Source organism: Mesorhizobium sp. M7A.F.Ca.CA.004.04.2.1 (genome assembly GCF_004022825.1).
In the GTDB taxonomy this organism is placed as follows: Bacteria; Pseudomonadota; Alphaproteobacteria; order Rhizobiales; family Rhizobiaceae; genus Mesorhizobium.
This window is the reverse complement of sequence record NZ_RZPH01000058.1, coordinates 1-12,319: the sequence shown is the minus strand read 5'-3', so window position 1 is coordinate 12,319 and position 12,319 is coordinate 1. Positions and strand designations below refer to the sequence as shown.

General features: G+C 58.1%; 7 protein-coding genes. All 7 read right to left on the bottom strand.

Annotation, left to right across the window (positions count from 1 at the left end):
* Positions 1-134: 134 nt before the first annotated feature.
* Positions 135-2,366, bottom strand: coding sequence for a PAS domain-containing protein (locus EN893_RS04750; RefSeq protein WP_127266652.1), 2,232 nt, complete (start codon positions 2,364-2,366; stop codon positions 135-137).
* A 148-nt stretch (positions 2,367-2,514) separates the two neighbouring features.
* On the bottom strand, positions 2,515-8,058 hold the full coding sequence (locus tag EN893_RS04745; protein ID WP_128361427.1) for an ATP-binding sensor histidine kinase: 5,544 nt from the start codon (positions 8,056-8,058) through the stop codon (positions 2,515-2,517).
* A gap of 239 nt (positions 8,059-8,297) precedes the next feature.
* A complete protein-coding gene (locus tag EN893_RS04740) occupies positions 8,298-8,675 on the bottom strand; it encodes a response regulator (protein ID WP_127270690.1) in 378 nt (125 codons plus the stop codon).
* 1 nt (position 8,676) lies between these two features.
* The gene (locus EN893_RS04735) at positions 8,677-9,318 is read right to left on the bottom strand and encodes a response regulator (protein WP_127270687.1); all 642 of its coding nucleotides are present in this window, start codon (positions 9,316-9,318) and stop codon (positions 8,677-8,679) included.
* A gap of 547 nt (positions 9,319-9,865) precedes the next feature.
* Positions 9,866-10,456, bottom strand: coding sequence for a HupE/UreJ family protein (locus EN893_RS04730; RefSeq protein WP_127270684.1), 591 nt, complete (start codon positions 10,454-10,456; stop codon positions 9,866-9,868).
* Between the two features lie 79 nt (positions 10,457-10,535).
* A complete protein-coding gene (locus tag EN893_RS04725; protein ID WP_127270681.1) occupies positions 10,536-11,570 on the bottom strand; it encodes a DUF4331 family protein in 1,035 nt (344 codons plus the stop codon).
* Between the two features lie 232 nt (positions 11,571-11,802).
* The coding region (locus EN893_RS04720) for an alpha/beta hydrolase (protein ID WP_164900717.1) at positions 11,803-12,319 on the bottom strand (517 nt) is incomplete at its 5' end.

Here is a 12,319-nt window from a genome sequence, read left to right as displayed (position 1 = left end):
TTCCCGACCTAGTACGCATGGCCGACATCATGGCTCAGAGCATCGAACCTCGGCAATCGCAGCAGCTCTAGTTAGTTTAGTCTATTTCTTCTTACGCGGTTCACCGTGCTGTTGTAGTACTTACTGTGATCGCGTCACGCGACGTCTCTTCTATCTTGCCCCGGGTTGGAAATAGGCAACGTAAAGGTGAATACGGCGCCTCCGTTTTCGCCATTCTCAGCCCGTATCTCCCCGTCATGCGCCTCGATGATGGAACGGCAGATCGCCAGTCCAATGCCCTTGCCGTTCGCCTTGGTCGAGTAGAACGCCTCGAAGATCATGTGCGGGTCTTCCATTCCGGATCCTTGGTCGCGAACCTCCACCGAGATCCGGTTTCCGGCGATAAGTCGCGAGCCGATTTCAAGGACTCGTTCCTCCGGAGGCATGCGTTCCATGGCATCGATGCCGTTCCGGATCAGGTTGACGAGAACCTGCTGAAGCTGGATACGGTCCCCTATTACCGATGGCAAGCCGTCATCCGGGCCGGTTCTTATCTGAATTGCGTTCACCGCAAGCTCGTTCTCCATGAGCCGGCAGACGTCCAAGACGAGTTCGTTGATGCTAACCGGCGTCCTAGTTTCAGAGGTTCTAAAGAACAGGACACGGATTCGGCGAATGATGTCTGCGGCCAGATTTGCATCCCTCGTGATCCTGCCCACGTTGGCGATCGCGCGTGTTATGTTAGGCGGATCAGCTTTCAGCCAGTGTTCGCAGGCCTGTGAGCTTGCCACGATGCTGGCCAGTGGCTGATTGACTTCATGCGCGATGGATGCGGTCAGCTCGGAAAGGCTGGCAGCCTTCGAGGCGCTCGCAAGTCTCTCATGTGCCGACCTCAGTTCCTCCTGCATCCTCGTTTCATCGTCGATATCGGTGATGACCGTATACCACTGTAGCAGTCGGCCATCCCCGTCGCGAAGCGGCTCCGACCGGCTGTCGGCCCAGCGGTAGTGCCCATCGTGTCGCATGTGACGATAGCGCAGCGTAAACGGCCTGCCTAAAGCAAATGACTCGACCAGGGCGCGGCGGAATCGTTCCCTGTCGTCTGGATGGATCAACCGGTCTATCTGCTGGTTGCGATCGAACCGCGCTTGGTCGACCTTCTCAGCGCGGATACCGGCGTAGTCGTTGAGCCGTCTGTTGATGTAAGTTGGTTCGCCCGAAGCAGAAGCGCACCAAACCATGACAGGCACCGTGTCGACCAGAAGCTGCAGTTGCCTCTCACTCGCGCGCAGGGCTTCCTCGGCCTGCTTGCTCTCGTCAATATCGATGAGGACGCCGTACCAGCGTATGATCTTTCCCGTGTCGTCGCATTGAGGTGCAAGACGACTGTCGACCCAGCGGAACATGCCGTCATGACGGCGCAACCGGTATATCTCCGCGAAGGAGGTGCCCGTCGAGAATGACCGCATCATTGCGTCACCGACCCGAATTCGATCGTCGGGGTGCACGGTCACGTCGAGGGCCTCACGCAGGCGGGTCTTGTTTGGAACCTCCAAGTCGCCAATCGCGATGCCGGCAAACGCTTTGACCTGCTTATTTGCGTAGAACGGCTCACCTTCGGGCGTCGCGCACCAGATCAGGGCAGGAATGGCGTCAACGAGTTGTCTAAGCTCTCGCTCACTCTCTCTGAGGGCCTCCTCGACGAGCTTCTGCTCGTGTATATCCACGGACGTACCGTACCAGCCGGTAATGTCTCCTTTGGCACCCCGGGCAGCGCGAGCAACTGCACGAAACCAACGATAGCTGCCGTCATGTCCTTGGATGCGGCAATCGGTTACAAAATCCTCGCCGCTGGCGAGGCATTCCACCAGCCGGCCAAACGTCTGCTCCACGTCGGCAGGGTGCACAAGCGGAATGGCATTTTTCCAGTCGTCCAAGTCTGCCTGGCGTTCGTTGCCGGTGACATAGTTCTGTACCGCCTTATTTGTGTACGTGTATTCGCCCTTGCCGTTCAGAGACCACCCCATGGCCGGCATGTTGTCAACGATGGCTGCCGCGAACCGCATGCGATCATCCGCCTTTGAGGGGAAAATCATTGCACACCTAATCACGGTGAAAATCACCAAGGCTGCCCCTCCAAAGAGTGCGGTTTGCACTGCAGGAGAGAGGTCGCCCTCTGTCATCAGATGTGCGGGCGGAAAGTGGGCTAGGGCAAAAAGCATCGTCACGAAGATCGCCCCAATGAAGCCGATACGCCAAGCATCAAAGGCACAGACCGACACGACGCCCATGATCAGGAGCCACGGCTCACCACTCACCAAGACGAGAACGATCGCCATAAGCAAAGGGAAGATCGCCAGAACGGGTCGTGCAACGTTCCGGAACATCTGAGATGTCCCCTATGGATATGCCAAGGCAAATACATGCCGATGTTGCTGAGATGGTGGAAGCTGAATTATAGACATACACAGAACAAAAGTTCGAGTAAGGACTGGCGTCTTTCACTGGGCATTATCGGGGTTCCCTGCGAGAGCACTAAGACGGCGGCTCAGGAGCGTCGATTGGCAGGGAAAACGAGAAGATTGCCCCCTGTGGCTCATTACGCGTCGTGCCGAGCGAGCCACCGTGGGATTCGATAATTGTCTTACTAATTGCCAGTCCCATTCCCATCCCATCCGGTTTCGTCGAATAGAAGGCGTCGAAAAGCTTTTCCTCCAGGCCGGATGGAACGCCAGGTCCAGTGTCTTGAACTGCGACATGGACAACATGAGGGGATTCGCGTCCGGAGACTATCTTCAGTTCACGCGGCCGACTGTTGACACCTGCCATGGCGTCTATGGCATTGAGCATCAAGTTCAGGATGACCTGCTGCAACTGGACGCGATCCGCCAAGACGCGAGAGAGGGTCTTGTCTAGCCTCAGCTCAAGCGACACCTCGTTCAGGACGAGTTGCTCTCGAACCAGCGCGACAGTGTCGGAGACAATTGCATTGACGTCGACCAGGTCGTTCCTGGGTGGCATCTTGGTGACAAGGGCGCGTGTGCGATCGAGCACTTCGGCTGCCCGGTGCCCCTCGCTCATCGCCCGCTCGAGTGCACGCCGGACTGCCGGAATGTTGGGTGGTCCTGCCGATAGCCAATTCAGGCCTGCCGAAGCGCTAGTGACCACACCCACTAGAGGCTGCCGCAGCTCATGGGAGATTGCGGCGGAGAGTTGCCCTACTGTAGCGACCCGACTAGCGTGGGCCAATTCGGATTGAAGGTCGCGATAACGGCGATCGCTTGCACGAGCAGCCTCCTCCGCCTGCTTTCGCGCAGTCAGATCCAGAATGAAGGTGACCCCACCGTCCGATTCGGGATCGCCAAATGTGGCGGCGCCAAGAAGCACGGGAACCCGCCTTCCATCCTTATGGAAGAACTCCTTCTCCCAGGGTGGCGCTATCCCCGTTGCCTTTACTTCCGCGACCATTCTGGCGTCGTTTTCCCAACCCTCAGGTGGAGACAAATCAGTCCAATAAACTCGTCCCGCAGCAAGATCGTCGCGATCGAAACCTAGCATGTCAAGGAACGAGTCGTTCGCCTCGAATATCAGGCCATCGAACCTCCACATGAAGACGCCGATGATGTTGGCATCCACCAGGCGACGGATTCTCGCCTCGCGTTCAGCGAGGTCGCGATAAAGGCGTGTATTCTCCAAGGCTACGGCGGCGTGGGACGCAATCAGCTTCAGAATGGCTATCTGACTGGGCGTGAATACGTTGGCGGCAAGATTGTTCTCCAGATAAAGCAGGCCGATCAGCTTTCCTTGATTGATCAAAGGCAGCGCCAGAAGCGAGCGCACATGCCGGTCGAGGATATATGGGTCGGTGGAGAAAGGACTGGTCAACAGTGCATTCTCCAAGATAACCGTTTCTTTCGTGCCGAGGACGTGCTGGACGATTGCATCCGGCAGCGCGGCACTTGTGGAGTTCAGGTTTTCCCGCAACCTGACCACCACGCCGTGGCCAGTCATCTCGGCTTCGGCTTCGATATGAGTCCCCGCAACTTGACTCAGCACAAGGACCGCTCTCCCTGCCCCTGCATGTTCGATCGCCATGCGCATCAGCGCATCGACCAGCTTGTCGAGGACGATCTCTCCCGAAACAGTCTGAACGACCTTGATCACCGTGGCTAATTCGAGTTGTTCGACCGGCGCGAACGTCGTGCCGGTCGAAAGCGCCACTGGCTGCTCTTCTCGCAGTTGCGGATACGCGGCCTCCATCTGCGTGACTTTGGCGTGAGCTCCCCAGCGGAGATAGCAGAGGCGGGCTTCCCGTAGATACATCAGGGAGATTCTTTCAAAGTTCTGTCGTGCATAGAACCGGCTGGCCATCTCATTGGAAACGGCTTCATTGTGCAGGAAGCCGTTTTCCTTCGCCAAGCGGATGCTCTCTTCATAGAGGCGCTGGGCTTTCAGATCTTGTCCGTCTACCCGCGCGATCTCCGCGGCGACGAGGAGATGCTTGTCGGCAAATGTCGGAGATCCCGTTTCCTCGGCCCAGGCCCGCAATTGCGCGTGCCGCGAAGCCAATTTCGCGTGCATTGCGCCACGCTCGGCAACGGGGGCTTCATCAATGAGTGCAGCGAGCGAAAGCCCGGCGTAGTAGAAGCAGTCCATCTGCTCGATCTGCATGTTCCGGATCGAGAAATGCGATTGCACCTTATCCGCGGCGGCCAAGGCAGCCTCGTACTCCCCGGCAAGGAAATGAACCATGGTTTTGCGGGTCCAGTACCACCACATGACGACGGAGTTCTGCGAGCGTGCGAGATTGGCTTCGAAGGCGCCGGCGTCGAAGGTTTCGTCGCTATACTCGGAGAGTCCTCGCGTCCGGCCCCGCAGGCTAGCTACCGCGCGCTCGGTGGCTATCACCAAATCCATTCCAGCCTGGAAGCCGGTGTCCCGGGCAAAATCGAGCGCACGCTTACACTCGTGGTCGACATCCTCAAGCTTCTGGCCGCTGAGAAATACATGCAGGACGATTACGGCAGCCTCGAAGCAGGCGTAATAGAGATCGCCGGCTTGGACTCCGCCTCTGAATGCTGCACGCAGCCAATCGAGGACCACGGGCAGCGGCTCCGTCCATGCGGCGGCAAGTCCCGTCAAATGGTTCACGCGCGCTTTGTCGACTGGTCCGTTTCGCTCTGAGGCAAGGTCACTCGCTAGCCGGGCGATGTGATACCCGTCCTCGTAGCGGCCGAAGGCGGGGCCGATGACGTAGCCCAACAGAACAAGACCCTGCGCCGACGTACTCGCAGCCCCCCGGGTCAGGGAAAGATTTATCATCCTGCAGATTACCAGGATCGTCATGTTGAAGCTGGAGAAATACGCCGGCGGCTGCATCTCCGCCAAGAGACGCATCGCCGCGAGTGCTTGTGGATCTGTCATGGGTGGCAGATCGGCGAAGCTCTCTATCGGGCGGCCCTGGAGGTTCCTCCAAATCTCGTCGTATTCACGCTCGACGTCTGCCCAGGAAGGGCGTATCGGCAAGTCGAAGCCGAGAAGCCCCAGCCCCTCCACTCCATTTTCGACCGCACCGCTGTTGTCCGACTTGACAACGCAAAGCTCCACCTTGAGCCGGTAGACCGCCGCCTTCTCCACGTTGGCAGTTTCTTGGGTCAGCAAGGCAGAGATCATCTGATCGGCCTGCGCGAGATCGCCGCTGAGGAAGGTGCATTCGGCATGCTCAATTGCCAGCGCGAATGCAAGTTCGGCATGTGTCGTCCAGCCGACATCGACGAGCTGCGATCGTCCCCTTGCCAGGTAGCCGCACGCCGCCGAATAGGCGGCGGACGCCTTGGCTTTCCGCCCAGCACGCAAATACAGGTTTGCGACCTTCGCGCGCTCCGCAGGTGCGATGCTTCCGATTTCGATGCGGTTGAACTGACTCACGATGTTGAAGACATCGGCATCGATCTCGGCTTCATCAAGCGTCGCAAGCAGCCGCGATCCGATCAGTTGATGGGTGGCGGCCTTCTCGGGTTCGGGAAGGGTGGCATAGGCTGCTTCATGGATGCGATCATGCGCAAACGCGTAGCCATCGTCGACCTGGAGGAGCAGACCGGCCAGGAGAGCGTCATGGAGAAGCATGTGTGCCTTCTCGGCAGATGCTTCGACAATCCGCTGGAACGTCAGGGCTTTCACAGCGTTGCCCATGCAAGCCATTTGCCTCAACGCCTGCTGTGAGGCTTCCGGAAGGCGACGCAGGCGCTCGACCATGAGATCGACTATGCTGTCACTTACACGCCTCGCATTGACCTGATCGATATCCCAACTCCAGCCCGATGAATCCGGATCGTATACGAGCAGGTTCTCGTCAACGAGGCTCGCTACGAACTGGGTGGTGAAAAAGGGGTTGCCGCCAGCCTTCGCAAATACGCTGTCGGCAAGCGGAGCCACTCTCTGTGGATGATCGTCGAGCGCATCTGCGATCATGTGGACAATGTCCTGCGGCTGGATTCCGCTCAATTGAATATCTTGAACCGGCGCTCCTGACGTTCGGATGGAGCGCAGGCGTCTATACAAGGGGTGATCTGGAGCAACTTCATTGTCCCTGTATGCGCCCACGAGGAGAAGGCTTCCCGTTTCGGACTGGGTCACCAAGTTCTCGACGATGTCCAGGGTCGCCGAATCCAGCCATTGCAGATCGTCGAGGAACAATACGAGGGGATGTTCTGGGCGTGCGAACACACCGATGAACTGTCGGACCACAAGGCGTAGCCGGTTCTGCGCCTCAGGACCGGAAAGATCAGGCACCTTGGGTTGTTCGCCGATAATGGTTTCCAATTCTGGAATGAGATTGACTATTAATTGGCCGTTCGGCCCGAGGGCTGTGGCGAACTCATTCCGCCACAGCGCTAGCTCGGCCTCGTGTTTGCTCAACAATTGTGCAACCAAGCCTTGCAATGCCTGCGCCAGCGTCGCGTATGGAATTCCGCGTTTGTATTGATCGAACTTACCAGCAGCGAAAAGTCCGCGCCGAGACGCAAGCGACCTGTGCAATTCGTTGACGACCGACGATTTGCCGATCCCCGAATAGCCGGACACAAGAACGAGTTGGGGAGAGCCATTCGCCACGACCCGATCGAACGCAGTGATCAACGATCTGATCTCGTCGTCGCGCCCGTAGAGCTTTTCCCGGAAGATTAGCTTAGTTGGCGTGTCGCGCGTGCCAAGATCAAACGGCCGAACGGCCCCGCGCGCCTCCCATTCCTCGAGACACCGCTGCAAATCCGCCTTCAGGCCAGCGGCCGTCCTGTAACGGTCCTCCGCAGCCTTTGCCAGGAGCTTCATGACGATGGCTGAAACAGGCTCCGGAATTCCGGTCAACCTTTCTGAAGGAGGGATAGGTTGACGGGCCACATGACAATGAATCCACTCCATTGGGTCAGCAGCGACAAATGGCAGGGCGCCGGTGATCATTTCATAGAGGGTAACGCCGAGAGCGTAGAGATCGCTGCGAGCATCGATCGACCGGTTCATGCGTCCGGTCTGTTCCGGAGCCATATAGGCGAAGGTACCGGCGATCACCTCGGGGGGCACCGGAGTCTGACGCTCGCGTGGAAGCCGCGAAGCGATGCCAAAGCCAATCAGCCAAGCGCGATCGCCGGAGCCACTTATGAGAAAATTGTCGGGTTTGATATCCTTGTGGATTAGCCCAGCTTCATGCATCTGCCCCGTCGCATCCGACATTGCCATGGACAATATCAAGAACCGCCGGATCGGGATCGGTGCCCCGACCTGCCGCGAAAGCGGCTCGCCGCCGGGATCATCGAGTAGAAGCTCGGTAACGTTTCCTTCCCCCAGAAGCGCCATCGGGCGCGCGGCCCATGTGCCCTCGATATATGGTTTCAGGCTGTGTTCATTAACGAGGCGCGCTGCGAGGCCCAACCGTGACTGGTCCAATTTTGGCCTGACAACGAGCGCGGTCTTCTCAGCGTTGCCGTCTCGGCGCCTCACCCTCATCAGCAAACGCTCTTCGTCTTCGGCGAGGACCTTGAGGTCAACATTCGAGAGATCTACGAGCCTGCGCGTGTTCGTCATAGGCCTCTATCCGAGTCTCGTTGCGTCAAGTCGCCGATGCCAACGGTAATCAGCCAGACTCGCGCTGTCACCGTCCTTGAACAGCTCCTCTGTCGCAGTTGCTTTCCCAGTCGCATCGTCCCCCCGTAACGACCAGAGAGCAATAACACCGGACTACGGCCTCGGTTGGCCGACGGTAAATCCTTTACAAGTCCCATCCTGCAAACCGCCAAAAGGACGATCGTGTATTTGTATCCGCGTCAATCACGAGCCAAGAGAGCGTCGGATACTGCATCCAGCAATGCTCTGGTATCAAATGGCTTCTGAAATACTCTAGAAACAGAAGCTTCGGTCACTCGCCTTTGAGTGGCCAGTTCCTGCCTGCCTGTGATGAAGATGACGGGAAGGTTGGGAAGTCGAGCATTTGCCCTCCGCTGCAGTTCGACTCCATCCATGACCGGCATGCCGACATCAGTGATCAGGCAGTCTACTTCCGACAGCCGATCACCCTGGAGGAGAGATAAGGCAGTGTCATAGGAGCGCACCTTATGCCCGGCTGATTCCAGGAGATCTCCCAGGGACTCAAGTAGATACGGATCATCGTCCACGATCGCGACGACCCACTGACGAGAATTCACTTCACAAAGCTCCTGCATGGCGGGAATGAGTTATCGGAATATCGAGCATGGCTGCAATCCGCACCAGATCGGCAAGTGAGGCAGCCCGCATCTTCTGCATGACCTTGCCTCTGTGAACCTGTAGCGTCACCTCGCGTATTCCGAGCTCTGCCGCCGCCTGTTTGTTCATTAGCCCGCTGACCACGAGCGGAAATACCTCCCGCTCTCGAGGTGTAAGTTCAGCAAAGCGGCGTCGGAGAACGCCCAATTCGTCCTGCTTCGAACGGCGCTCCCGATCTCTCTCAATGCCAGCTTTGATAGCTATGAGCAGATCCGACTCCTGGAAGGGCTTCGTGAGGAAATCAACGGCACCCCGTTTCATCGCCCTGACCGTCGAAGGGATATCCCCATGGCCCGTAATAAACACAACTGGCGGATGATCGCCGCTGGCGATCTGTTCGTGAAACTCAAGCCCGCTTACGCCGGGGAGCTCCACGTCAAGCACGATACAGCTTGGTAAGTCGGGCCGACGGTATTCGAGGTACTCGCTTACCGAGCCCACTGCGACACACCGGAGGCCCGCCGATGCGAGGAAGTCACTGATCGACTCCCGAACATGGACATCGTCGTCCACGAGAAAGATGACCTGGTCGGAACCTTCCACGCCGATTTCTCCGTTCCCTGCCATAAACCAGCGGCAAGCCCGCCCCTTTCGCTAGACTAGCAGACATGGGAGGCATGAGATGTAATAGAAAACAATAATTGCGGGCCTTCTTCAGAGTGCCCCGCTATCCCTCGATTGCGGTGAATGATGATCAAATCACCGCAGGTCGGTTGTCTCTATGCCGCGAGACAGGATTTTCAGCGCGTTCGGAGTTGCGGCAATTGTCAAGTCGTGCCTTGTCGCGCGATAGTGAGGCGTTCGTCGCATTTGACTCTCGCTAAACGTTCAGGATTTGGACCGAGTGCGGCATGCGCAGCAGTCCGCGTTGTTCACGATCGTCGCACTGCCGAACATGGAGTCGCATGATCAACCATGTCGACTGTCATGCGGACGATACGGCCGCCGATCTTCGACATGTTTCGACGAACTAATCGGCGCGGCGCGGCGTAACGACCACTGCGTGGCCTGCTGACCTCAAAGGGGGTGGCGGGGAGCCTGCGGCCGAAGCTACGAGCGCACCTATGATCATTAGAAGAACACGAGCCTACTAACCGCCGGCGACTATCCATAAACCGGCGAGCGCCGTGAGGCCGCCAGCCATTTGGGCGACCCAACGTTGCACTCCGCCAATCGCAGGCCGCGATAGCCCAAGACCTATCCTCACGCCGAGGGCATGAAGCAGAGTAGTCGCGATGACAAACCCTACCAGGAACGGAAACGCTCCCGCTTCACCAAGTTCACCGCCATGTGCGTACCCATGGAAAAATGCGAAGAAGCCGACCAATACCATTCCCACCGATGTTGGAACTTGAAGTGCTGCGAAAGCCAGCAGACCGAGAATGAGAACTGACGCTGCAACGACGGGCTCTGCGAATGGGAGGTCACCACCGAGCATGGACACAACGAAGCCGACGACCATGGTTCCGACAAACGCTGAGGGGATGAGCCATGTGGACCGCCCACCGAGCAGAGCAGCCCACAAGCCCACAGCGATCATCGCCAGAATGTGGTCGAGCCCAAACAAAGGATGAGAGAAGCCTGCGAGAAGCGAGCCATGCTCCTCCGGGTTAAGATGTGCGAACGCCGGCATGACGTTGAACATCAAGGTTACGGTTATGACAAACAGTTGTTTCAACATGTCGAATTCCTTTCTCGGCTCTCAGTCTGAAATTCTATGTAAGAATCGGAGCTCAATGCTTGACTCTCGTTTGGGAGCCTTAAGCAACGACCGGCGGCATATAAGGAAAGATCGTTGACGGTTTCGACGTCACAGACTCCTTGCCGATGCCGAGGCGGATCGGCGCGTTGGCCGCGATGCTGCACATGACGTCGGCGGCATTGTCCGTCAGCGAACGGCCGTTCCACTGTCCAAATCCGAATGTCGCCTGCGTGCCCACCTCGTAGGGTAAGATGTTCGGGAAGAAACGATGGGCGACCGTCGAACCGTAGCCTGCAGGGTCCTCCGAGGTACCGTTGGCGGCGACGACCGCCGCGATGGCGTTGGCAGTCCGGAGACCGTAAGTTGCAAAATCGTCGGCCGGCCGGCCGGCGTTCAGCCTGTTGCCCAGATCCTCGTCGAATTGCGTGAACAGCGGGTGGATCATCGGCAGTCCGATGCGATTGATCGGGCGCCAACCGCCCGCGTCGGTGGCTAACGTCGCAACAGCCCACACGCCGAGGCGCTTGCTAATGGCCCCGATCAGCAGTTCGTCGTCGGGAACCTCGAGCACGATCGAGTATACCGTGTGCCCGGCAAAGAGATTTCGGGCCTTTGCCGGATCCCATCCGACAAGGTTGATCACTGTGCCGTCCTGGAATGCGTGGCCTACCGCGTGAAGGACGTCAGGATCTATCCAAAACGGGTCGGCGGCCTTTCCCGCCCAGAAGCGAAGCCCATCGGCCGTTGTCGCGCCTCGGTTGGTGAACCCATCGATGATCGCCACCCCGGGCGAGTTCGGATCGCTAGCATCCGTCCCATCGATCCGACGCAACATAAAGCGTTGATTGCCATCCGCGTCCGCAGCATCGAATGTTACGCGAAAGGTGATGTCCTCGATCGCATCGCCGTCGAGATCAATCTTGAACTCGTACATTCCCTCCGGATGGTACCCAGGCACCGGAAGTTTGCCAAAAATCGAGTGGCAGACATTAATCGCGAATACCGTGCCTGTCGTCCCACGAAAGACATAGAGGTCAGTGATGTCGAGGCGGATGTCTTGGCGTGCGATCGGGGAATCAAGATGGTGGGACATAACGATCTCCAAAAAAGCTCTACCGGCCGGGCCAGGCGAGTGACGTAGGGTTCAACAGTTGGTCGCGAAAAGCCCGGCCCGGCCGATGTTTTGAGCATGTCGCGCTGGTCGGCGCACGTCCGGCAGTCTTGGCCTGTCCAGAAGTGTGAGCGTTCCCCAATGCCTGCATGGGCAAAGACAGCGGCCTGGAGAAGGCGTACGGAACGTCTTCTCCAGATTGGGTGCTCGACTACTAACCTTTCAGAAAGGACAGGATTTCCGGATTGAACACGTCTGCATGGATGGTAAAGGCGCCGTGGGGATAGCCAGGGTAAAGCTTCAGCGTGCTGTTTTTGATCAGCTCGTGCTGGAGCACCGAAGCATCCTTGTAGGGAACCACTTGGTCGTCCTCTCCCTGCATGATCAGGGTCGGCACGGTGATCGCCTTCAGGTCGTCCGTTTGGTCAGTCTCGGAAAAGGCCTTAATGCCTTCGTACTGTGCAATTGCGCCACCCATCATACCCTGGCGCCACCAATTCTCGATTACACCCTGCGAGACCTTGGCGCCAGGCCGATTGTAGCCGTAGAACGGGCCGGAGGCGACGTCGAGATAGAACTGCGACCGGCTGGCCGCTAGCGCCTTGCGAAAGCCATCGAACACCTCGATCGGCGTACCCCCAGGATTGGAGGGGGTCTTCAGCATCAGGGGCGGAACCGAGCTGATCAAAACGGCCTTGGCGACGCGGCGCTGCGGCTCGCCATATCTGGCT